The organism is Nocardia sp. NPDC003999 (assembly GCF_053604885.1).
Window position 1 is genome coordinate 349,829 of sequence record NZ_JBSGIB010000005.1, and the last position, 22,680, is coordinate 372,508.

At 68.8% G+C, this 22,680-nt stretch carries 23 protein-coding genes; 6 read left to right on the forward strand and 17 right to left on the reverse strand.

Annotated features, from left to right (window positions below):
• Window positions 1-98: 98 nt before the first annotated feature.
• The 5 genes from ACWESM_RS14540 to ACWESM_RS14560 all read right to left on the reverse strand — a co-directional run bounded on the left by ACWESM_RS14540 (window position 99) and on the right by ACWESM_RS14560 (window position 5,032).
• On the reverse strand, window positions 99-500 hold the full coding sequence (locus tag ACWESM_RS14540) for a DUF779 domain-containing protein (protein ID WP_356965322.1): 402 nt from the start codon (window positions 498-500) through the stop codon (window positions 99-101).
• Entirely contained in the window at window positions 500-2,017 is a 1,518-nt protein-coding gene (exaC, locus tag ACWESM_RS14545) for an acetaldehyde dehydrogenase ExaC (RefSeq protein WP_355076347.1), read from the reverse strand. Before exaC ends, ACWESM_RS14540 begins: the two co-directional genes overlap by 1 nt.
• 106 nt (window positions 2,018-2,123) lie before the next feature.
• Window positions 2,124-3,326 (reverse strand): transcriptional regulator, encoded by a 1,203-nt coding sequence (locus tag ACWESM_RS14550; protein ID WP_452492122.1) that lies wholly within the window; start codon window positions 3,324-3,326, stop codon window positions 2,124-2,126.
• A 238-nt stretch (window positions 3,327-3,564) separates the two neighbouring features.
• Entirely contained in the window at window positions 3,565-4,119 is a 555-nt protein-coding gene (locus ACWESM_RS14555) for a hypothetical protein (protein ID WP_364433457.1), read from the reverse strand.
• 568 nt (window positions 4,120-4,687) lie between these two features.
• Complete coding sequence (locus ACWESM_RS14560) at window positions 4,688-5,032, reverse strand: hypothetical protein (protein ID WP_364433454.1); 345 nt, start codon at window positions 5,030-5,032, stop codon at window positions 4,688-4,690.
• 213 nt (window positions 5,033-5,245) lie between these two features.
• Between ACWESM_RS14560 and ACWESM_RS14565 the strand changes: the two genes are divergently transcribed.
• Both ACWESM_RS14565 and ACWESM_RS14570 read left to right on the forward strand, forming a co-directional pair.
• Window positions 5,246-5,758, forward strand: coding sequence for a mycothiol transferase (locus tag ACWESM_RS14565; RefSeq protein ID WP_355076339.1), 513 nt, complete (start codon window positions 5,246-5,248; stop codon window positions 5,756-5,758).
• A 1,028-nt stretch (window positions 5,759-6,786) separates the two neighbouring features.
• Entirely contained in the window at window positions 6,787-7,611 is an 825-nt protein-coding gene (locus ACWESM_RS14570) for a metallophosphoesterase (RefSeq protein ID WP_397279818.1), read from the forward strand.
• 16 nt (window positions 7,612-7,627) lie between these two features.
• Here the strand turns inward: ACWESM_RS14570 and ACWESM_RS14575 are convergent, their stop codons facing one another.
• Window positions 7,628-9,058 carry an AIM24 family protein gene (locus tag ACWESM_RS14575; protein ID WP_355076335.1) on the reverse strand — a complete coding sequence of 477 codons (1,431 nt, stop codon included), beginning with the start codon at window positions 9,056-9,058 and terminating at the stop codon, window positions 7,628-7,630.
• Between the two features lie 430 nt (window positions 9,059-9,488).
• Window positions 9,489-9,785: a hypothetical protein gene (locus tag ACWESM_RS14580; protein WP_355076333.1), complete on the reverse strand. Its 297-nt coding sequence runs from the start codon at window positions 9,783-9,785 to the stop codon at window positions 9,489-9,491.
• 407 nt (window positions 9,786-10,192) lie between these two features.
• On the opposite strand from ACWESM_RS14580, the gene ACWESM_RS14585 reads away from it, so the two are divergent.
• Window positions 10,193-10,387 carry a hypothetical protein gene (locus ACWESM_RS14585; protein WP_356965312.1) on the forward strand — a complete coding sequence of 65 codons (195 nt, stop codon included), beginning with the start codon at window positions 10,193-10,195 and terminating at the stop codon, window positions 10,385-10,387.
• A gap of 106 nt (window positions 10,388-10,493) precedes the next feature.
• Here ACWESM_RS14585 and ACWESM_RS14590 read toward each other — a convergent pair whose 3' ends face one another.
• The 4 genes from ACWESM_RS14590 to ACWESM_RS14605 form a co-directional block, all read right to left on the reverse strand.
• On the reverse strand, window positions 10,494-11,198 hold the full coding sequence (locus ACWESM_RS14590; protein ID WP_412806371.1) for a DUF6081 family protein: 705 nt from the start codon (window positions 11,196-11,198) through the stop codon (window positions 10,494-10,496).
• A gap of 15 nt (window positions 11,199-11,213) precedes the next feature.
• Window positions 11,214-12,134: an SAM-dependent methyltransferase gene (locus ACWESM_RS14595; protein WP_356965310.1), complete on the reverse strand. Its 921-nt coding sequence runs from the start codon at window positions 12,132-12,134 to the stop codon at window positions 11,214-11,216.
• A gap of 173 nt (window positions 12,135-12,307) precedes the next feature.
• Entirely contained in the window at window positions 12,308-12,775 is a 468-nt protein-coding gene (locus ACWESM_RS14600; protein ID WP_397279812.1) for a hypothetical protein, read from the reverse strand.
• Window positions 12,776-12,802: 27 nt separating this feature from the next.
• Window positions 12,803-13,636, reverse strand: coding sequence for an SAM-dependent methyltransferase (locus ACWESM_RS14605; protein WP_355080513.1), 834 nt, complete (start codon window positions 13,634-13,636; stop codon window positions 12,803-12,805).
• A 254-nt stretch (window positions 13,637-13,890) separates the two neighbouring features.
• Here ACWESM_RS14605 and ACWESM_RS14610 point away from each other — a divergent pair, with 254 nt between their 5' ends.
• Window positions 13,891-14,787 carry a helix-turn-helix domain-containing protein gene (locus ACWESM_RS14610; RefSeq protein ID WP_452492126.1) on the forward strand — a complete coding sequence of 299 codons (897 nt, stop codon included), beginning with the start codon at window positions 13,891-13,893 and terminating at the stop codon, window positions 14,785-14,787.
• A 565-nt stretch (window positions 14,788-15,352) separates the two neighbouring features.
• Here the strand turns inward: ACWESM_RS14610 and ACWESM_RS14615 are convergent.
• From ACWESM_RS14615 to ACWESM_RS14625, 3 genes are all read right to left on the reverse strand, one after another.
• Complete coding sequence (locus ACWESM_RS14615; RefSeq protein ID WP_355080509.1) at window positions 15,353-16,363, reverse strand: zinc-binding dehydrogenase; 1,011 nt, start codon at window positions 16,361-16,363, stop codon at window positions 15,353-15,355.
• Between the two features lie 58 nt (window positions 16,364-16,421).
• Entirely contained in the window at window positions 16,422-17,171 is a 750-nt protein-coding gene (locus ACWESM_RS14620) for an LGFP repeat-containing protein (protein ID WP_355080507.1), read from the reverse strand.
• A gap of 304 nt (window positions 17,172-17,475) precedes the next feature.
• Window positions 17,476-18,357 (reverse strand): LysR family transcriptional regulator ArgP, encoded by an 882-nt coding sequence (locus ACWESM_RS14625; protein WP_397279807.1) that lies wholly within the window; start codon window positions 18,355-18,357, stop codon window positions 17,476-17,478.
• 74 nt (window positions 18,358-18,431) lie between these two features.
• Between ACWESM_RS14625 and ACWESM_RS14630 the strand changes: the two genes are divergently transcribed.
• Window positions 18,432-19,055 carry a LysE/ArgO family amino acid transporter gene (locus ACWESM_RS14630; protein WP_364433433.1) on the forward strand — a complete coding sequence of 208 codons (624 nt, stop codon included), beginning with the start codon at window positions 18,432-18,434 and terminating at the stop codon, window positions 19,053-19,055.
• Between the two features lie 9 nt (window positions 19,056-19,064).
• On the opposite strand, the gene ACWESM_RS14635 is transcribed toward ACWESM_RS14630, so the two are convergent.
• Window positions 19,065-19,871 (reverse strand): LLM class flavin-dependent oxidoreductase, encoded by an 807-nt coding sequence (locus ACWESM_RS14635; protein WP_452492129.1) that lies wholly within the window; start codon window positions 19,869-19,871, stop codon window positions 19,065-19,067.
• A gap of 470 nt (window positions 19,872-20,341) precedes the next feature.
• Here ACWESM_RS14635 and ACWESM_RS14640 point away from each other — a divergent pair, with 470 nt between their 5' ends.
• Window positions 20,342-21,358, forward strand: coding sequence for an NADP-dependent oxidoreductase (locus ACWESM_RS14640; protein WP_364433429.1), 1,017 nt, complete (start codon window positions 20,342-20,344; stop codon window positions 21,356-21,358).
• On the opposite strand, the gene ACWESM_RS14645 is transcribed toward ACWESM_RS14640, so the two are convergent.
• Window positions 21,359-21,712 carry a hypothetical protein gene (locus ACWESM_RS14645; RefSeq protein ID WP_355080497.1) on the reverse strand — a complete coding sequence of 118 codons (354 nt, stop codon included), beginning with the start codon at window positions 21,710-21,712 and terminating at the stop codon, window positions 21,359-21,361.
• A gap of 73 nt (window positions 21,713-21,785) precedes the next feature.
• On the reverse strand, window positions 21,786-22,613 hold the full coding sequence (locus ACWESM_RS14650) for an SAM-dependent methyltransferase (RefSeq protein WP_364433425.1): 828 nt from the start codon (window positions 22,611-22,613) through the stop codon (window positions 21,786-21,788).
• Window positions 22,614-22,680: the final 67 nt, after the last annotated feature.

A 22,680-nucleotide genomic window follows, 5' to 3' on the forward strand; every position in this document is an offset into this window, starting at 1 on the left:
TCCGGTTGCCGACTATTCCCGCATGGAATTTTTTTTCCGCCCTGTGAACCGGGAAGGGCTGCGCACCGGAGCATCGGTGAGCAGCCCGTGCTCCGATCTCAGTGGGACAGATCCGCCCCGGTGGGTGGCGGTTCGGCTTCGAGTACGGCGAGTTCCTCGTCGGTGAGCAGCCGCGAGCGGATCAGGAAGCGCACGCCTTCGGGCGCTTCGAGAGAGAACCCGCTACCTCGGCCGGGCACCACGTCCACGGTGAGATGGGTGTGCCGCCAGTAGTCGTACTGGTCGGCGCTCATCCAGAACGGGGTGTCCGCCGCCGGATACCCGAGCAGCACGTCCGACCCGCCGACCCGGAATTCGCCGCGCGGGTAGCACATCGGTGCGCTGCCATCGCAGCAGCCGCCGGACTGATGGAACATCACCGGACCGTGCTGTTCGATCAGTCGGCGCAGCAGCGCTTCCGCGGGTCCGGTGAACTCGACGCGGCGGACCGGCTGCGGCATCAGAAGAATCCGAGCTTGTCCGGCGAGTAGCTGACCAGCAGGTTCTTGGTCTGCTGGTAGTGGTCGAGCATCATGCGGTGGTTCTCGCGTCCGATGCCGGACTTCTTGTACCCGCCGAAGGCCGCGTGCGCGGGGTAGGCGTGGTAGCAGTTGGTCCACACCCGGCCCGCCTTGATCTGGCGGCCCAAGCGGTAGGCGGCGTTGATGTCGCGGGTCCACACACCCGCGCCGAGTCCGTAGAGGGTGTCGTTGGCGATCTTCAGCGCCTCGTCCACGGAGTCGAACGTGGTCACCGACACGACCGGTCCGAAGATCTCTTCTTGGAAGATCCGCATGTCGTTGCGGCCGGAGAAGATCGTGGGCTCGACGTAGAAGCCGCCGGGGAACTCGTCGACCTTGCGCGGGCCGCCGCCGGTGAGCACCTCGGCGCCTTCCTGGCGGCCGATGTCGATGTAGGACAGGATCTTCTCGAACTGGTCGTTGCTGGCCTGCGCGCCGATCATGGTGGCCTCGTCGAGCGGATTGCCGCTGCGGATGGCCTTGGTCCGCTCGATGCACCGGGCGATGAACTCGTCGTAGATCGAGGAGTGGATCAGCGCGCGGGACGGACAAGTGCACACCTCACCCTGATTGAGCGCGAACATCACGAAGCCCTCCACGGCCTTGTCCAGGAAGGCGTCGTCGGCGGCCATGATGTCGGGCAGGAAGATGTTGGGACTCTTGCCGCCCAGTTCGAGCGTGACCGGGATGATGTTCTCGCTGGCGTACTGCATGATCAGCCTGCCGGTGGTGGTCTCGCCGGTGAAGGCGACCTTGGCCACGCGCGGGCTGGCCGCCAGCGGCTTGCCCGCTTCGACGCCGAAGCCGTTGACCACGTTGAGGACTCCCGGCGGCAGCAGATCGGCGATCAGTTCGACGACCTTCAGGATCGAGGCCGGGGTCTGCTCGGCGGGCTTGAGCACCACCGCGTTGCCCGCGGCGAGGGCGGGCGCGAGCTTCCAGGTGGCCATGAGGATCGGGAAGTTCCAGGGGATGATCTGGCCGACGACGCCGAGCGGCTCGTGGAAGTGGTAGGCGATGGTGTCGGCGTCGATTTCGCTGATCCCGCCTTCCTGGGCGCGGACCGCCCCGGCGAAGTAGCGGAAGTGGTCGACCGCCAGCGGCAGGTCGGCGGCCAGCGTCTCCCGTACCGGTTTGCCGTTCTCCCACGTTTCGGCCACCGCCAGCGCCTCGAGGTTGTCCTCGATCCGGTCGGCGATCTTGTTGAGGATGTTGGCCCGTTCGGTCGTCGACGTCGCGCCCCACGCGTCGGCCGCCTGATGCGCGGCGTCCAGGGCCAGGTCGATGTCGGCGGCCGAGGACCGCGCGACCTCGCAGAACGTCTGGCCGTCCACCGGCGACGGGTTCTCGAAGTAGCGGCCTTCGACCGGCGCGGTCCACTCACCGCCGATGAAGTTGTCGTAGCGCGTGGCGAATTCGACGACGCTGCCCTCGGTTCCCGGCTTCGCGTAGCTCATGGCGGGTGACTCCTCGCTGGTTGCGGACGTGATGCACACGGCGGGTCGGCCGTGATGCGGGTCACTATGCCCCGCGAGGGTTGACGAAACGTTGAGGCGCGCGAGCTCAGTCGCGCAGCGCGCCGTGCAAACGGGCGACCGCGAGCGCCCGGCGCCCGTCGCCCCGGAGAAGCAAGCGCAACGCGTGTTCGTGGATCTCGATGTCGTGCGGTGCGCGCTCCCCGTAGCGCAGCGCGTGCTCGACGTTTCCGCTGGACAGCACCGCGGTGCGCACACCGACTTCCAGGTACTCGCGCCACTGCACGATGCCCGGCGTGTCCGAATCCGGCAGCAAGGGGCCGCGATACAACTCGACCGCCGTCGCGGTGTCGCCCGCTTCGAGCGCCGCGAGCACGTCCACGGCGTCACAGGACAGGGGGCTCACCAGACGATAGACCCGGCTGGTGATGTCTCCGCCGGTGGCGCGACGCAGATAGGACATCTCCGATTTGAGCGTGCTCGTGCCGACCGGCCGGTCGCCGTACACCGCGAAGTGCAGGCGTTCGTGGGTGAAGCCCTCGGGCTCGAGCGCCAACAGCGTCAGTAGCTCCAGGTGCCTCGGGCGTAGCCGGACGGGTGCGCCGTCCCGGATCAAGCGGGCCGCGCCGAGGCAGGTCAGTCGGACTCCGGGCGCGGCCATCCGGTGGTGCAGCTTGGTCTCGATGGCGGTGACCAGGGTGCGGGCGGTGGACATGGCCAGCGGGTGGGCGCGGTCCCAGGTGGTGGACAGGTCGAGTACGCCGAGCTGGCGACCGTCCGCGCCACGGATGGGTGCGCAGTAGCAGACCCAGCCGTGCAGTGCGGCGACCAGGTGCTCGGCGGAGAACACCGTGTGCGGCTGTTCGGTGCGCAACGCCAGCGAGAGCGCGTTCGTGCCCATGTGCGCCTCGTCCCAGCGACCGCCCGGCGCGAAGTTCACCTGTTCGGCGCGGCGGCGCATCACCGGACCACCGTGCGACCAGAGGATGGTTCCGGTCTCGTCGGTGATCGCCGCGACGTAGCCCGCGCCCTCGGTGATGTCGCGCAACTGATCGGTCAACTCGGATACCGGTGTGCGCAAAGAAGACGCGGCCCAGCGCGCGGTCACGTCGGCGTCGGCGACTGGCGCGTGCTCGCAGGACGGATCGACGGTGCGCAGCGACCGCAGCCATGATTGCGCCACCTCGCTGCGCAGCGCGGAATCACCCTGCGGTGTCCCGGCCGGTATCCATCGGGACCACTCTTGTTCCAGTGCAGCGCGCCGCTGCGAGAGGGAACTGCGCTGTGCCATCTCGCGGATCCTGTGTCTCGCTCCGATCGTCTTCGTGCCATCCCATCATGCCCCAGCGCACGGCCGGGCATTTGGTTTTGGCTCGCGGTCCACGGGGCTGGACGGCAACCATCGACGGTCGGATCGCCGCGTCCCCCTCGGCGAGTGGCGCGCGAGCGCACGCGCCAGGGAATCCCGGCGGTTCGACCGGCGATCGGTGTGCGGTCGCCCTGCGGCGGCCGCACACCGAACCGGCCGACTACGGCGTGGAGAAACCGATCAGCGCACCGATGCCCGCGCCGATCGGGATGGTGACCAGCGCGCCGACCCCGCCGAGGAAGAAGCCGAGCACGGCGCCGATCCCCGCGCCGATGAGGGCGCCGATCCCGGCGTTGTACTGCTTGCGGGCGAGCGTCTCGTCCTCACCGACGAACTGGTTGAGGCGCTCGGTGGTGGCGGGCGAACCCACCGGCGTCACCGTGAGGGTGCGGCCCGCGTCGGTGATCGCGGGGGCCAGCCCGTGGGTCGCGCCGGAGGCCTGGAACGCCAGCGGCAGCGTCGCGACGACCTGTCCCGTTTCGCTACGCAGCTCGACCGCCGCGGCGTCGGCCGTCAACGCGAAGGTGCCCGCGTCGAGGGTGGTGACCACCCCTGTGCCGTCGGCGGCTGGAGCCGAGGTGAAACCGAGGCCCTGCTCGACACCGTGCACACTGACCTGCGCGGGCGTCGCGGGCTGGGCGTGCGCGACGCCCGTCGCAATTCCGGTGGCCCCGACCGCGAGTAGGGCGGTTGCGGCGAATCTATTGACTCTCATCGTATTTCCCCACTTAGTCGTGTCGGCCACGAGTGCCGACGAATCCCCAAGATGCCGGTTCTCGGCCCCACCATTCTGGCCGCAGTGGATTCCCGAAGCAATCGTTCTGCGAATTCCGTGGAAAAATCCGTGCCGCGCTCGCGACGAATGCGCGCATGAATTATGCGGGGACACTGGTGGTTTCGTCGATACGATGCTGCCGATTGCCGAATATGTGCTATTGGCCTGCGGCGCAGCAAAATTGGTCAAGCGCGTGGGGCGATTTCAGCAAAAAGTCCTGGTTCCGAGAGTGATTCAGTCAATAGCGACAGCTGGGCGCTGCGGGGATGCTGCGTCAATGCCCCCACTGCACTCAGGTGAGCGGTGGCCGCGGCGCCGGTAGTGCGTGGTCGCGGTCGTCGCGGCGGCGCTCATCCCACGGGCCATCGCTGATGCCTCGAGCGTAGGGGTGCCGGCAGCGAAGTGGGATCGGCGATCGTCTCGCCCCCGGCGGCAGATGATTCCGGTTCCGCACGCGCGATGCCGCGCGGAGCCGGGATCACCTGGCCGACTGTGCGGATCGTTGGTCTCAGAACGCGCTACCGGAGCCGGGCAGCAGCCAGGCGATGCCGGGCCAGACGCCGAACGGGCTGCCCCAGTAGCCGAACGGGCTACCCCAGTAGCCGCCGTAGCCGCCCCATCCGCCGTAGCCACCCCAGCCGCCGTAGCCGCCGTGGCCCCACCCGCCGTGGCGGTGCCAGCCGCCGTGGATCTCGTCGGCCTGGGCCGTCTGTGTAACGGTCGGCTGCGCCACAGCGGGTGCGGCGACCGCGGGCACGGCGGCCGCGGCAACGGGGGTCAGTGCGAGCGCGGCGACCATCGCCACGCGGACAACCGCTCGCCGGGCGCGTCCGGTCTCGACGTCGTGAATCATCGGTACTTCCTCACTTCGGTACGTCATCGTCCGGTCGGTGACCGATTCGGAAGGTCATCGACCCAATCTCACCACCACGCATCGTACCGTTGAATAACGGTACGTTCAATGTGGTTCGGTCGTGCGAAAATTCGCGGCACGTATGTCGGCGCTCGTGCCGGGCGGTCACGCTGGGTACCGTCGGGTCAGCGGACACTCGAGAGGAGTCGATTGATGGCGACCAGTGCCGACGTGCTGACCGACGCTTACGAGCGGATCAGGGAGGTGGTGCACGAAGCGGTCGACGGACTGGGGGAGGACATCCTCGCTCACCGGATCGATGCCGGCGCCAACTCGATCGCGTGGTTGATCTGGCATCTGACTCGTGTGCAGGACGACCACATCGCGGATGTGGCCGGTATCGAGCAGGTCTGGACCGCCCATGGCTGGTACGACCGCTTCGGGCTACCCATCGACAAGGGCGCGACCGGCTACGGCGACCAGCCCGCCGACGTGGCGGCGGTCCGAGCGCCCGCCGAGTTGCTCACGGGGTATTACGACGCGGTGCACGAACAGACGCTGCGCTTCGTCCGGGGACTGGTGGACGGCGATCTGGACCGCGTCGTGGACACCCGATGGGATCCGCCGGTGACCCTGGGTGTGCGGCTGGTCAGCGTGATCTCGGACGATCTGCAGCATGCGGGTCAAGCGGCATTTCTGCGCGGCGTGCTGGAACGAACGAGATAACCGGCACCGGGAAGTCGCCGGCCCTGCGTGGCCCGCGCTGTGACGTAAGTTGATGCCGCGCAAGCCGAATGTTCACAGAGAGTGCCGCCGTGGTCGTGAAGAGTGTTCTGGTCGGTGTCGCCGTGCTCGTTCTCGTGGGAGTCGTCGTGCTCACGGTGGTCGGCGCGCACTGGTATATATGGCGGCGACTCGTGCGGGACACGACCACAGCGGGTTCCCGCACGCGTCGCGTCGGCACCGCCGTTGTTTTGGCAGGACCCTTGCTGCTGTTGGGCACGACGGTGGCGGAGTTGGCGTCCGCTCCGTTCGCGTTGATCCGGATCATCGCCTGGCCCGGCTACCTGTGGGGCGCGTTGTTCATATACCTGCTGCTCGCGCTGGTGGCCGGCGAGCCGATTCGAGCTTTGGCGCTGCGCTGGTCTGATCGAGGCCGGGTGCCACGCGAACCGAAGACACATGCGGAAACCGGGTTCGCGTCGGAGTCCGTGGCGGGAGCCGGGTTGGGACCGGGTTCCTCGGCGGGAGCCGTGCAGGAGTCGTTGGCGGGGGCCAGGTCTGAGCTGGAGTTCCCAGCGGGAGCCGGGCTGGGGCCCGAGTCGTCGGCGAGGCCGGAGTCGCTGGCGAGGGCCGGGTCTGAGCTGGAGCTCTCAGCGGGAGCGAGGCTCGGGCCCGAGTCGTCGGCGGGGGCGGGGTCTGGGGCGGAGGCCCCAGCGGGCCCGGAGTCGTTGGCGGGGCCCAAGTCTGGGCTGAAGCCGTCAGCGGGAGCTGGGTCAGCGCCGGATTCGTCGGTTGGAGCTGGGGCTGGGCTGGATTCGTCGGTTGGAGCTGGGGCTGGGCTGGATTCGTCGGTTGGAGCTGGGGCTGGGCTGGATTCGTCGGTTGGAGCTGGGGCTGGGCCGGAGTCGCTGGCGAGGGCCGGGTCTGAGCTGGAGTCTTCAGCGGAAAGCGGTTCCACCTCGGCGAGAACCGTCTCCGCTCCGGAGTCCCCGCGGGGCACGACCGCTCCGGCCGAGTCCCCGCTGACCCGGGTGCCGCGCCGTGTCTTCGTCGCGCGGGTGATGGGTGGCGCCGCCGTCGCGGCGGCCGCGACCACGGTCGGCATCGGCGCCCATGACGTGCTGGACGGACCCAGTGTGAAGCGGGTCGCCGTGCCGCTGGCGAAGTTGCCGCGCCGAGCGGACGGGTTCCGCATCGCGGTGGTGAGCGACGTGCATCTCGGCCCGACCCTGGGACGCGGCTTCGCCGAACGCGTGGTGCGCACCGTCAACGACACCCGGCCCGACCTCATCGCGGTCGTCGGCGACCTGGTGGACGGCAGCGTCGAACACCTCCGCTCGGCCGTCGAGCCGCTGGCCGGACTGCGTGCCCGCCACGGTGCGTTCTTCGTGACCGGGAACCACGAGTACTTCTCCGGCGCCGAGCAGTGGGTGGAGCATGTTCAGGAACTCGGCATGCACCTGCTCGCGAACGCCCGTACCGAACTGCCCGGCTTCGACCTGGCGGGCGTGAACGACGTGCAGGGCGAGCGAACCGGACAGGGCCCGGACTTCGGCAAGGCGCTCGGCGACCGCGACCGCACGCGCACCGCCGTGCTGCTGGCGCACCAGCCCGTGCTGATCGAGGACGCGGTGGCGCACGGCGTCGACCTGCAGCTGTCCGGCCACACCCACGGCGGCCAGCTCTGGCCGGGCAATTACCTTGCGGGCCTGGCGAATCCGACCGTCGCCGGGCTGGAACGGTACGGCGACACCCAGCTGTACGTCACGAGAGGGGCCGGGGCGTGGGGCCCGCCGGTGCGGGTCGGCGCACCGTCGGACATCACCGTCGTGGAACTCGTATCGCTCCAGGCTTGAACGCCGAACTCGCGGGTCAGCCGAACAGGCCGCCCAGCACACCGCCGCTCTGGCCGGCCTCCTGCCCGCCGCCGGTGCCTCCGACGAAACCGCCCGGCGGCAGCTCCGACGGCTGCACGATGACGAAGCCGCGTCCGGAGAACGACAGCGTCATCCCCTCGCCGGTGCTGCGGCCCATCAGCCTGCCCAGCCCGAACGAATCATTGCGTTTGATGCCGGTCTGCAGGCTCGACGACCACGCCACCGCCGCCTGCGGATCGGCGTAGGTCGGCTGGTCGACGTTGAGCACCACGGGCGTACCGTGCGTGGTGATGGCGATGCGGCCGCGGCCGGTGAAGACGCAGTTGAACAACCCGGCGTTGCTCGCGAATCCGGCGGCGCCCTGCACCATCCGGATGTCGTAGCGCAGGCCGGAATCGAAGGCGAGCACATTGGCGCCGTTGATGGTGAGGCCGTCGGTGCCGTCCAAATCAATGGTGTGCACGTCGGCGGCGCCGTTGGCGACGAACAGGTCGCCGCGCCCGGACACCTTCATCAGCGGAACGCCCTCACCGGTCAACCGCTGCTGGATCGCCCGGCCGATCCCGCCCGCGCCGAGCGCCTGGAACTGCAGATCGCCCTGGTAGGCGACCATCGATCCGGCCCGAGCCATGACCTCGCCGTTGACGGCCACCTTGATCATCTTGCCGCCCTGCTTCTGGATGCCCGCGCCGGTGACTTCGGCGTGGCTGGGGGCGAACAGTTCGCTCTGCATCGGCAGCGCTCCTTGCTGAGGTGAGGGCATCGGTGGTGGCGGCACCGCGGCGGCCGGCGCGGAATAGGCCGGTTGCGGTGGATAGGCGGGCGGGGGCGCGGGCTGGTACGCGGGAGGTGGCGCAGGTTGTTGTGCCGGGGGCGGCGCAGGTCGGTATGCCGGTGCGGGAGCGGGTGACGAGGTCGGCTGGGCCGGTTCATCATCGATGTTCACACCGAAAGCCGTTGCGATACCAGCCAAACCGTTGTCGTACCCCTGGCCGACCGCACGCACTTTCCATCCGCCGCCGCGGCGGTAGATCTCCACGCACACCACGGCGGTCTCGGTGCTCAAGCCCGTCATCGGAAAGGCGAGTGTGCTCGACGAAGACGCGATGGTCGCGCGCAGCGAGCCCGCGGCGGCGAAAGTCGGTGGCCCGCTGCCGTCGAGGCTCGCGGTGACCACGACGCGGTCCACGTCGCTGGGCAGCGCGCCGGTCTGGATGTCCACCACGTCGCCCGCGCCCTGGCCGTGCCGGTAGGTGACGCCAGGGGCGACCGGTTGATTGAAGAACACGAAATCGGCATCGGAGCGCACGCGCCCCGCCGAGTTCAGCAGCAGCGCCGATACGTCGACGGGAGCCGAGCAGGTGACGGTCACCGCCAGCCGGTCGCCGGGCGCGGGGCGGTTCTCACCGCGGGCGAGATCGGTCACGGCAGGCCGTCCGATCCGCGGCGGTGTCGGGTTGACATGCGATTCACGGGCTCCAGTGTGTCGTGCGCCCGCAACCCGCGCCACACGCGTACCCGAAATGGGCGGCCACCAGGCATTTTCTTGTCACGCAGCCCCATTCGCTCGGGCCGGGCTTGCTGGTCGGGTGCGGTACCGGCAACTGCTGCCGACCGGACCGAACAGGGACAACAGCGTCGCATGGCGCCCGCGTCGACGTGAGCCGGCGCGAGGTCGCCACGACGCGGGCGGATCGCCATCTGTGCGCGAGCGGCAGGGAACGTATCCGCGCCTTCATCGCGTGATGGGGGAGCGCGCGGTAGTGATCGAGCGGAGGTGCCGAATCCGCCTGGCTGCTACGGCGAATCCCCGTGACCCGGAAGAGCCCGGCCGGGTCTGCCGGGCTCGAGGCTGGTCAGAGGACTTCGGCGTACATGGTGCCGTCGAGGATGCCGAACTCGACCTGTCCGGGGAACAGGGGCAGCGCGCCGGTGGCGTGCTTGGTGTGGTTGAGGGCGATAGTTTCGGTGGCCCACCGGTGCAACGGCTCGGGTAGCCGCAGAACCCGGTGGTCGGTGCAGCGAACATAGGGATAGGTGATCTCGCCCGGCCGGGCGAGCGGGTTGTGGATGTCGAGCGCGGCGATGTCCAGGACCAGGCCGGTCTGCTTGGCGGAGGCGACGGTCGGTGGCTGCAGTTCGATGTCGTCCATGACCGAAGACGGTAGCTCGAAGGATGCCCAATGCGGGTGATTCCCACTGAATGTCCTTCGGATTTCATAGAAAATGGGGGACGGCGAGGTTCATCTATTCGGGTGAACCCCACCGCTACCACCAGCGATCGCGGCACGCTTGGGCGTGCGGTGCCGCGCCGGATGTCCCGGAGCCACCGGGACGGTGACGAGCCTAAGCGACGCTGAAGATTCGCGGAGGCGTTTCCGCGGATTCGGCAGGAGTTGCCGACCGGCCCGCATCCGGGGGCGACCGGTCGGTAACCGCCGTCGGAATGTCCGGTTTCCGGCAGCCGGGCTTACTATGCCAGCGGCGTGAAACAAGCTGTGCGCGTTGCTTATCCGGCACGGCTGCGTGCTGTTCGGTCTACTTCAGGAGGGTGGAAGACGTGCTCTATGTAGTCATCGCGGCCATTGTCGTGACCTTGTTGGCCGTGTCGGCCGTGGCGATGGTGTGGGATCCGCGCCGCCGTGCGGAGTCGGACGAATACGACTACGAGTACGACATGAACGAGGAGGACGCCCTGGCGGACGAGTACGCCCGCCCGCGCAATGTCGAATGGCCGCGCAAGGAGAGCGTCTGATCGGCGGCAGCGGCCGCCCCGCAGGCGGTGGCAACCCTGGCGCCCAGCCGAGTGTGGCTGGGCGCCATTCGTTTTCGGGGAACTCCGCGCGAAGGTTGGGATCCGGTCACGCCACGGTGAAGTCGCGCCACGACGCGTGCAGTCCCTGCCCGCGCAGCGACGTGCTGCGCCCGTCTTCGATCGGATGCAGGGTGATGATGCCGAAACCGATCTGCACCGTCTCCGGCAACTGCGGCGCGCGCGTGGTGTACACCGGGATGTCGTCGACGTACCAGCCTGCGGTGCCCGCGGCACGGTCGATGGTGACGCTGTAGCGGTGGAACTCGCCGGGTTTGATGTCGACCCCTGCCAAGGGAGCGTGCACGACGTGGGTGAACGCCTCCTCCGCGGGGACGACTCCCGGCACGAACAGCCGCTCGTGAATGGCGTACGCGTGCCTGCTCGTCGCGATGAGGTCGAAGACCTGGGCGCTGCTCATGTCGAGGACGTTGAACGCGGCGAAGCCGTCCCGGTAGTCCTCGCCGGTGACGCCGATGTTCTCCGCCGCCAGCTCGACCGCGAAGGTCCGCGGTCCGCCGGTGAGATCGAACGTTTCGGTCGACACCAGCAGATGCTTCGGGTTGTCCAGAATCTGGACCTCGGCGTGGGATCGGGTGAAGGCGTCGATCCGGACCGATACCGCGCCCTCGCCGACCTCGGTGCGGGCCGCCGGGTCGGCGTAGCGCCACGTCTGGTCCGGTCCGAGGGGGACTTCGAGGAAGCGCCACCGGTCTTCGCGTAGATCCGGTCCGCTCAGGTCGTCGTATATCATCGCGGCAGTTACCTTTCAGCCGATTCGTTCGGGGGGATCCGATAGGTCGTCCTCGGTCGCCCGGCGGCGCAGGGGGGTCACGACGCCGTTCGACGATCCGGACTTGTAGCCGACGCCGCCGAGCAGCAGACGTTCCTCCGTCAGCCGCGGCCGCAGCGCGGGCCCCATCGGCCACCAGTCGTCGAGTTCGACCAGACCGGGCTCGATCAGTTCCAGATCGCCGAAGTACGAGGCGATCTGCTCCCGGGTGCGGTACCACCCGGAGCCCAGGCCCATTTCGGTGAAACGCCGTTGCAGCTCGATGGCCATCTCGTGCGCCTCGCCGCCGTCGGCGGGATCGTAGAAATGCGTGATCGCAACGTAGGAGCCGGCGGGCAGCGCATCGATGTACTGACGCATGATCCCCGCCGGATCGAGATCGTCGTCGACGTGGTGCAGGATGCCGCACAGGATCAGCGCCAGCGGTCGGGTGAGGTCGAGGTGCTGGGTCACCTCGGAGTTCGCCAGCAGGGTTTGCGGGGCGGTCAGATCCGCGGGCACGAAATGGGTGAACTCGTTGCGCTCGAGCAGTACGCGGCCGTGGATGTTGCACACCGGATCGTTGTCGACGTACACCACGCGCGCCGCGGGGTTCTGCTGTTGCGCGATCTCGTGTGTATTGCCGACGGTGGGCAGACCGGCGCCGATGTCGAGGAATTGGCCGATGCCGACGGTCCCGGCCAGATAGCGCACGACGCGGTGCAGCCAGCGGCGATTCATGCGGGCCACGTCGCTCTGCCGCGGTGCGACTTCGGCGACTCGGTCGCGTACGTAGCGGTCTACTTCGTAGTTGTCCTTGCCACCGAGGGTGGCGTCGTAGACGCGGGCGATGCTCGCGCGAGTCGTGTCCACGCCTACCGGCGCGCGGACACCGGTCTGGGGAGCGGGATCGGACATGGAGACCTCTCTCTAGTTTCCGTCGCCTGGCTCACCAGCCTAGGGACCGCCGAATCGGGGAGCAATCCGTGCGGATGCATTCGGCCAGTGCTGCTTTCGTGAACCCATGGTGGTCTTGCCGAGCGCGACCGAGCATGGGAACCGGTCGGTATTCATCGGTTGCGGGCGATGACTCAGGACGCGCCGGGCCGGTACAGCACTCGTCCGGGCAGCCACCCGCCCTGGACATGCGTCACGCGCCACCAGTCGATGTGCACCTCCACCGCCTCGATGGGCGTGGACAAGAACGGTTCGATCTGTGGCTCCTTCCGTAACAGCGTCCGGAACGTCTCCTCCCGTTCGCTCGCACCGGTGCGGACCACGGCCGTGCCGAGGCCTTGTGCGAACGGGTTGAGGAATCCGGCGGGGACGACCTTGACTCCGATGCTGGGATTGGCGCGCAAGCAGTCCAACGTCCGTCCGCCCGACTCGAGCACGAGCGTCAAGCGGAACGGATCGCCGTTCAGTTCGGCGAAGAACGCGTTCGAGCACCAGTTCACGCCCGCTTTCGACGTGGCGAGGTCGATGCTGGTGAGGCCGAGGACACCGGTCAGCTTGTCCTGGATGTCCTGATCGGTGATCCGCACGTCGTTCGATGTCATGTCGGGCTCCGTGGTGGGGGGACGGGTTCAGGTTTTGCGGCCGACGCCGCCGAGCATGAGACGTTCATCCGGCCACGGCGTGCGCAGCGCTGGGCCGCCGGGCCACCATTCGTGCAACTCCACCAATCCCGGTGGAACCATCTCCAATCCGTCGAAGAAAGCCTGGATCTCCGCGCGGGTGCGCCAGCGTCCGGTGCCGAGGCCCCCGTCGTGCAGTGCTCGTTCGGCCAGTCTGGCCAGCGCGTGCAGTTGTTCGCTCTCGGCGGCCGGATCGAAGAAGTGGCTGATCATCACATAGGAACCAGGGGCGAGGCGATCGATATACCGCCGCATGATGCCCGCGGGGTCCCGATCGTCGTCGACGTGGTGCAAGGTGCCGCACTGCATCAGCAGCACCGGTCGGGTCAGATCGAGGTAGCCGTTGACCGCGGGGTCGTCGAGCACGTCGTCCGGCCGGGTCAGGTCCAGGTCGAGAAAGTGCGTGCGTTCGTTGGCTTCCAGCAGCTTGCGCCCGCGCGCGGCGCAGATCGGGTCGTTGTCCACGTAGACCACCGCGACCTCGGCGCCGAGTTCCTGGGCGACCTCGTGGGTGTTCTTCTGCGTGGGCAGCCCACTGCCCAGATCGAGAACCTGGTCGACGCCCGCCGACCGCGTGACGTACCGGACCACCCGCTCGAGCCAGCGCCGATTCGCGGCGCCGACGTCGTCCTGGTGCGGCACCGCCTTCTTCAAGCGCTGGTACACCTGCCGGTCGGACTCGAACCAGTCCGTCCCGCCGAGGGCATAGTCGTACACCCGCGCGATACTGGGTATCTCCGGGTCCACACCCGCTAGTCGGGTCGATCCCTCTGCCGACGTCATGGCGCTCCTCCTCCGCGTGGCCACCGTCGGGGGCGACTCTACGCACAGCCGTCTCGGCGCGCCGGGGAATCCGGCCCGGATATTGCGTTGGCGCTCTTGCGAATCCATTCGTGCGTATCCGATTCGCGGCGCGCGCTCGCGTCCGGGCCGGCGTTTGCGTGCGGCCGAGTAGGATCGTCAGCCGACGTTCCGACAGCTGTGATGGTGGAGGCACTACGCCGCGCGGTCTAACCCCCGATCGGCCGGAGGCATGCATGACCAACGACGAGGACAGTGGTGACAACGCCGAATTCCCTGCGGCAGAACGTGGTCCGACGGTACTGCGGATCGCGCTCGGCAGCCGGTTGCGTCAGCTGCGCGACGGCTGCGGAATCAGCAGGGAGGCGGCGGGCGACGCGATCCGTGGATCGCATGCCAAGATCAGCAGGCTGGAGCTGGGCCGGACCGGGTTCAAGGAACGCGATCTGCACGACCTGCTGAACCTCTACGGAGTTGTCGAGCCCGCTGAACGCGAAACGTACTTCGAACTGGCTCGGCGGGCCAACGACCCGGGGTGGTGGCAGCACTACAGCGATCTGCTCCCGGCGTGGTTCGAGACCTACATCGGCCTCGAACAGGCCGCCACCACGATCCGCACCTACGAGGCGCAGTTCGTCCCCGGGCTGTTGCAGACCGCCGATTACGCACGGGCGGTGATCCAGCTGGGCAATACCGACGAGACCGAACGCCGCGTCGCCATCCGCATGCGCCGCCAGCAGATCCTCTACCGTGCCGCCGCTCCCACGCTATGGGCTGTCATCGACGAGAACGCGCTGCGCAGGCCGGTCGGCGGAGTGGAGGTGCTGCGCGAGCAGATCGAGCATCTGGTCGCGATGGCCGACCGTCCCAGCATCCGGATCCAGGTGCTGCCGTATGCGGCGGGTGGGCACTCCGCCGCGGGCGGCCCGTTCAGCATCCTCCGGTTTCCCGAGCCCGAGCTGCCCGACATCGTCTACACCGAGCAGCTCACCAGTTCCCTGTATTTCGACAAACAGCGCGATGTCGAGCTGTACATGTCGGTCATGAACCGGATCAGCGTGGAGGCGCTTTCCCCGGCCGAGAGCGTGCGCTTCCTGCGCGAGCTGCTCACCGAGCCGCAATCCGGCGAATAGGACTGACTCGATCGTCGTTTCCGAGTGCGGTATCCGTGCTCCACGTGTGTGCGCCCGGCTCGGCGCGGGAAGTTTGCCAAAAGGGTCGCGGGCGACCGAGGAGTCGCCGCGGCGTGCTGTCGATGGCGGGACGGCGTCGTGCGTTCGGAAACCGGTCGGTCGGCGCGGAGCGGCGGAGAGTAAAGGCTCCGAATCGAATCCTCGTTGCGTGACGTGAAATCCGTTGTCGTCGGCGAGAACTCGGTGAAATGCGATCGGCGGAAGGTAACAGTTCGATATCGGCGCATTGCATCCGATACTGATTCGTTATCGATCAGCCTGCGTTCACCTCGATTTTCGCGGTTTTCGAGACCGGTGGCGCCAATGCACATGCACGCGCGCATGTACGTACCGATGGACGATCACCGATGCGACGCGGCCGCCGTGGTGTGGCAGTATCCCTGTCGAGGTCGGGGTCTGAGGATCGGCTCGGGCACTGGCTGGTTCGGCCACGGCGACCCCAACGCGAGTTGGGGTCGCCGGCGGAGCCGTCGCGAACCGCTCCGATGTCCGGATTGCCGATAGTTCACGGCGTCAGCACGATCCGGATCGGATTGCCCTCCTTGCTTTCCAACGCGTGTACCGCTTTGTCCGCTTCGGACAGGGGGAGCACGGCACTCACCGACTTGGCGAAATCGAGCCGATGCGCGCGGCGCAGGCGCACGAGTTCGAGCACATGGTCGGGCTCGGAGCCGTAATGCCCGCGCAGCTGTTGTTGCCGAAAACTGAAGATGGTGCCGTTGGTGATCGTGATCGGCTTGTCGGTGAGCCCGACCAGCACCAAGCGTCCCTCGTCGGCGAGACATCCGACGGCTTGTTCGCGCACGGGCGCGAAGCCGGCGAAGTCGAACGCGGCATCGAGTCCCGCTCCCGCGGTGGCGGCGTACACCTTTTTCGCCAGTTCCGGGTCGGACGGATCGAGTGCGAGGTCCGCCCCGAATTCGAGCGCGCGCTGCCGGGCGGCGGGCAAGGGATCGACCGCGATGATCGGCGCGGCGCCGATCAGCCGGAGCAACTGCACCCCGTGCGCGCCGAGCCCGCCCACGCCCCACACGCCGGCCGACTCCGCGGCCCGCACCTGACCGGTACGGGTGATGGCGGCCCACGGCGTCGATACCGCGTCGGGGATGAAACAGGCCTGCTCGAACGGTAGGTCGTCGGGAATCGGCACCAGGGTGTCCGCGGTGGCCAGCGCGTATTCCGCCCAGCCGCCGTCGTAGTCCACACCGCGGGTGTAGGTTTTGCCGTCCCGGATCTCGCCCGCCTGCAACAATACCCGGTCGCCCGGCTGGGGACCCTGCACCTCGGGCCCGAGGGTGTGCACCGTACCCGCGACCTCGTGCCCGAGGGTGACCGCGTCGCCGGCCAGGTACATCGGCGACAGCACGCCCTCGATGAGGTGGACATCCGACAGGCAGACACCGGCGGCCGCCACCTCGATCAGTACCTGACCCCGGCCCGGGGTCGGCACCGGGACGTCCTCCAGGCGGAACCGATGCCCGTCGGCGGCACGCGGGAACAGTCGTCCAGCAAGCATGTTCAACTCCTCAGCAGGCCGATCGGTTGATGTGCGCCGCGCGTTCCGGGGCGATCGATCAGGGCGTCCATGTGAGGCGGCCGCCCTCGAAGTCCTGGGCTTTCCCGTTCTCGAAGTCGTACTCGTCGCTGGTGGGGTAGCCGTAACGCCCGGCTTCGCCCCCCGCGGCCTCCCAGTTCTCGCGGATGGATCCCCAGACGACATGGGCGCCGGTGCGCGGGGCGTAATAGATGGCGCCGCCGCCGAACAGGTTGTAGCGGCCGTTGCCCGCGCGGGCGGGGGATTCGTCGGTGATGGGGAACCCGAGCGGGCTGCTCTCCCAGCCGAAGGAACCCCACTTGTCGCGGATCACGCCGCCGATCTGATGCGCGGCGGTGCCGAGCGACCAATAGATCGACCCGTTCTGAAAGACGCTGTAGCTTCCCGGCTTCGATGGTGTCGCCACCTCCCGCGCCACGGGGTAGCCGAGCGCTCCGCCCTCGTAACCGAGATTGCCCCATTTGTCGCGGATGGCGCCACCGACCTGACGGGCGCCGGTGTCGGGGTGCCAGTAGATGGACGAGCCGCGCTCGAACGCTTGGTAGCGGCCGCCGCGCGCGGCGGAGTCCTCGGGTGTGACGGGGTCGCCGAAAAACGCGGGCCCACCGGCCTCGTCGTACTCCGCTTCGATCGCCCCGCCCACGTCGTAGGGGCCGATCGGGCGCGCCGCCGCATCGGGGAGGATGCCTGCGAGCAGAATGCCGAGCGCGGCGACGATGGCGAGCGCGCCGCGGGTGCGCGAGTGGTTCGGGCGACGGTGCCGTGCCAAAGTGAACTCCTGTGCATCTCGGGTGGGTGCGGGATGGAGCTGAAGCTTTCGGTCGGCGTGCGGAGATCAAGTTACCTCGCCGGGTCGCGATGCGGAGCGATACGAGGTACTCGAATGCCCTGGTGTCGTGCGGTGCGGTGGACGGCGGCCATCCAACTCATCCTGGGCTCCGAACAAACTGGCGGTGCTACCGTGCCCACGGTCGCGCCTTCTCGGATACGGTGCCGCCGGGGCAGGGTGCTCGCACCCTGCCTCGGCGGTGTCATGAACGGAACATGTTGCCGGGCAAGGGGTAAGTCCGATTTCAGCGGAGGACGTTCGCCGCCTCGGCGGCGATGGTCGCGGCGACCGCACCGAGGGCGGGGGAGTCCAGACGCCACTGCTGCCAGTACAGCGGGACATCGATGACGACGCCGGGATCGATCGAGACCAAGCGGCCGTCGGCTCGGCCGTCGCGGGTCTGCAGATCGGGGAGCATCCCCCAGCCGAGCCCGAGCCGGACCGCCTCGGCGAATCCGGTGGACGACGGCACATAGTGGCGTGGCGGATTCAGCGGTTTGCGACCGCGCCTGCGCAGCAGGCGATCCTGCAGGTCGTCTTTGCGGTCGAACAGCACGACCGGAGCCGCGGCGTAGGACTTCGCCGTCGCACCGTCGGCGAACCAGTTGGCGGCGAATTCCGGGCTCGCCATCGGCCGGTAGCGAATCGCTCCGAGTCGATCGACCTTGCAGCCCTGCACCGGCTGGGCGGTCGAGGTGATCGCCGCCATCACGGTGCCGTCGCGCAGCAGACGCGTGGTGTGTTCCTCGTCCTCGCGATGGATCTCGAAGCACACGCCGCGCGGTGCGCGGGCCAGCGCGGGCAGCACCCAGGTCTCCAGGGAATCGGCGTTGACCGCGATGGGCACCCGGATCGGACCGTCGGAGGGTTCGCCGCCGAGTTCGCGTGCGGTATCGCCCGTCAACAACTGGATCTGCCTGGCCAAGCGCAGGACGGCCAGCCCCGATTCGGTGGCGCGCACCGGCTTCGTGCGCTGCACGAGAATCCGGCCCGCGGCGTCCTCCAGCGCCTTGATCCGCTGACTGATCGCCGACGGCGTGACACTCAGCCGTCGGGCCGCGGCGTCGAAGGTCCCTTCGGTGATCACGGCGTCGAGTGCGCGGAGCTGGTCGAGCTGGAGATCCATATTAAGGAAGCGTAATGATAGATAAGAATCTTTAGCTTGTCTGGGTATGATCCGCGGCCTTAGCGTCGCTGGACGTGAGCGTTTCCTCGGCGGTGGTGGCGGCCGTGTCCGGTTTGGGCTTCGGCCTGTCGTTGATCGTGGCGATCGGTGCGCAGAATGCGTTCGTGCTGCGGCAAGGGATCAGTGGCAGGCACGTACTCGCGGTGGTGACGGTGTGCGCGGTGTCCGACATCGTGCTGATCGCGGCCGGGGTCGGCGGGTTCGGCGTGGTCGTGCAGTCGGCCCCGGAGGTGCTCGTGGTGGCGCGTTACGCCGGGGCGGCGTTCCTGATCGGCTATGCGGTGCTGGCGGCACGGCGGGCGTTCGGCTCCGCCGCGCTGAGCGCCGAATCCGGGCGGACCACCGCGGCGCTCGGCGCGACGGTGGTCACCTCCCTCGCGCTGACCTGGCTCAACCCGCACGTCTACCTTGACACCGTGGTGCTGCTCGGCTCCCTCGCCAGCACGTACGCGAGCCCGGATCGCTGGTTCCTCGGCGCGGGGGCGATGCTGGCCAGCGTGCTGTGGTTCACCGCACTGGGCTTCGGCGCGCGCCTGCTCGGCCCGTTGTTCGCCCGTCCGCGCGCGTGGCGCGTGCTGGATTCGGTGATCGCGGCGGTGCTGCTCGTCCTCGGGCTGGGACTGTTGTGCATCGGGTGAAGGCCGCGCTCACAACTGCTCCTTGATCTTCGCGGCGAACTCGTAGCCGGCCTGCCACTCCGGGCCGGGAAGGGCGAGGACGACGCGCGCCGCGCCCGCCTCCGCGTAGGCGGACAGTTGCTCGGCGGCCTGACCGGGATCGGTGGCCAGCGGGGGCGCGACGACCGTCACAGTGAGCGGCGGACGGCCGTATTCCGCAGCGAGTGCGGACAATTCGGCTACGTGCGCGCCGATCTCGCTCGGCTCGAGTCCGATGGCGACCCAGCCTTCGGCATAGGCGGCGGCGCGCCGCCGCGCCCGTTCGGCGTCGCCCGCGACGAGCACCGGCGGCATGGTCGCACCTGGCGCCAAGGCGACCTCGGTGCCGTCCGGAAGGACGACCGGCCGCCCGGCGACCAGATCGGGCAGCAGACTCAACGCCTCGTCCGTGCGGCGGCCGCGCTCGGCGAAGGACGCGCCCGCGGCACGCCACCCGACATCCCCGTGCGCCGGGTTGCCGGTGCCGACACCGAGGATCAGCCGGTCACCGGAGACGTACTGCAGCGTGGCGATCTGCTTCGCGGCCCAGGCGACCGGCCGCAAGGCCAGCAGCATCACGCCGTACCCGATGCGGATGCGATCGGTCGCGGCGGCGGTGGTGGCCAGCACCACGGTGCTGTCCAGGATCGGCGCGCTGGCCACGAGATGATCGGTGGACCATACCGAGTCGAGGCCGCTCGCTTCGGCCAGGCGAGCGGCGGCTCGCACGTCGCCGAGGATGGGTTTCGCGGGGTCCGGCGTCGAGGTGGGCAGGATGATGCCGATTTCCAAGGTCATGCTTCCGACGCTACGAACACCTCGCGTCCGAGCCAATGTTCCGCTCGCTCGAGTCGATATCCCGGACGCTCACATCGATTCGGCTGCCGCGTAGCGAGTTTCGGCGACCGCCTCCGGTGCGGGCCGCAGGCGGGCACGGATGACGTGGGCCGACCGTATGTCGCGGACCGGCTGATGCGAGTCGGCGAGCAGTGTGGTCCGCGCTACATTCCGGATCGGTCGGACTCGCGGGAGGGCAGCGCATCGACCAGCGGGTCGGGACCGTAGCCCGGCCGAACGCGGTGTCGTGGCCGATATCGGCGTGGTCGCGGGCGTAGCGGGCATGACCGCGCTCGAGCGCGCTGGATCTGGAGCCGGACATTGGAGGCGAACGGCGGCTTCTTCCTCCGGTCGGAATCGCTGCGGCGGTGGTCGTCGGACACGAACCGACATCGGCGGGTGGCGCCCGCGCTCGAGGCTAGGGTGGGCGCATGGTCGAGTCGACGCGAATCGTGCTTGCTTCCCGGCCGGTGGGTGCGCCCACCGCGCAGAATTTCCGGACCGAGACCGCGGAACTCCCCGCTCCGGGCGAAGGCGAAGTTCTGCTGCGCACCCTGTACCTGTCGCTCGATCCGTACATGCGGGGCCGGATGAGTTCGGCGAAGTCCTACGCCGATCCGGTCGAGATCGGCGCGGTGATGGTCGGCGCGACCGTGGCCGAAGTGGTCGAATCCCGCGACCCGTCGCTGACGAAAGGCGATGTGGTCTTGGCCTATTCGGGGTGGCAGTCCCATGACGTCGTCCCGGCGCGCGGACTGCGCAAGCTCGACCCCGGCAGGGTTCCGGTCTCGACCGCCCTCGGCGTGCTCGGCATGCCCGGCTTCACCGCCTACGCCGGACTGCGCAAGATCGGCAGACCCCAGCCGGGCGAGACGCTCGTGGTCGCCGCGGCCACCGGACCGGTGGGCTCGGCCGTCGGCCAGATCGCCAAGATCGACGGCGCCCGCACGGTGGGGATCGCGGGCGGCCCGCGCAAGGTCGCATATCTGAACGAACTCGGATTCGATGTCGCACTCGACCACCGCGCTCCCGATTTCGCCGAGCAGCTCGCGGCGGCGGTCCCCGACGGCATCGATGTCTATTTCGAGAACGTCGGCGGCGCGGTGGCGGACGCGGTGTACCCGCTGCTGAACACCTACGCGCGTGTGCCCGTCTGCGGGCTGATCGCAAACTACAACGTCGCCGGCGCCCCGGAGGGCCCGGACCGGCTGCCCGCCTACTACAGCCGGATCCTGACCAAGAGCCTCACGGTGCGCGGGTTCATCCAGAGCGAATTCGTCCGTGAGCTGTATCCGGAATTCTTGCGCGAGATGGGCGAGTGGGTCGCCGACGGACGCGTGCGGTACCGCGAGGACGTCGTGTCCGGCTTGGCCGCCGCACCCGAGGCGTTCATCGGCATGCTCGAGGGCCGCAACTTCGGCAAGCTGGTGGTGCGGGTCGCCGACTGATCAGCTCGCCACCGCGCCGCCGCCGATTCCGAGGTAGACCACCATCAGCACGAACAGGAACCAACCCGCGCCCTGCCAGATGGGCCAGGTCCGGCCGCGGCGCCACTGCACGTAGGTTTCGACGAAGGCGCCGATGCCGCCGATCAGCAGCACCACCGACGGCCCGAGCACCACAGCGACCTGCGCGGCGGTATCGCACAGCAGGTTGTCCGCGTCCGCGCACTCGCGCTGCGCGGCCCACAGCACGGCCAGCAGGAAGACCAGCGCGGCGGTGGCGAGCACCGAAGCGACGTAGGTCGCGGCGCGCCGGAACCCGCGCGGATCGCGCCAGCGTTTCTCGACGTCTTCGACCATGTTCACCACCTCGCCGTCCCTGGCCGCCGGTTCCTCCGACGTGATTGCCGAACGGCGGCGGCTCAAACGCCGCTCAGGGTTTGCGTCCGACGCCGGCCAGGTACCAGGCGGACCGCGTCGCGGCCGGGGCGACATCCGTGTCCGGGCGCCACGCGTCCACCGGAACGATTCCCGGCTCGACGAGTTCCGTTCCGGCGAAGAAGGATTCGGTCTCCGCGTGGCTGCGCGGCTGGAACGCGATGCCGGCCTGCTGAGCGGCTGCCGCCGCGCGCGCCATCGGGCGCGGGTCGAAATCGCCGGTGAAGTGGGTGAGCACCAGATAGCTGCCGGACGGGGCCGCGTCCAGCAGTCGGCCGACGACACCGTACGGGTCGTCGCTGTCGCGGAAGAACATCATGACCGCGACCAGCAGGATCGCGATGGGCCGGTCCTGGTCGAAGGTATCGGCCAAGGCGGGTGCGTCCAGGATGGCGCTCGGATCGCGCAGATCCGCGTCCAGGAAGGCGATCCTGCCCTGCGGCGTGCTCGCCATCAGTGCTCTGGCGTGAGCGAGCACGAGCGGATCGTTGTCGACATAGACCACCCGCGCGGCCGGATCGGTGTGTTGGGCCACCTCGTGCGTGTTGCCCGCGGTGGGGAGACCGGGGCCGATGTCGAGGAACTGATCGATGCCCGCCTCGCAGGCCAGATGGCGCACCGCCCGGCCGAGGAACGCGCGGTTGGCGCGGGCCATGTCGCGGATACCGGGGATGTGCATGGCGACCGTGTCGCCGAGGGCGCGGTCGGCGGGGTAGTTGTCCTTGCCCCCGAGCCAGTAGTCGTACACCCGTGCCTCATGGGGGAGGCTCGTGTCGAGCTTGGTCGACGATCCGGCGCGCACTTGCGCGTGACCGTCCGGCATGGCGACTCCTTTCCCGGCGACGCAGGACCGGCGCCGCACCCCTGTCGCCTCCAAAGGCGACCTCGCG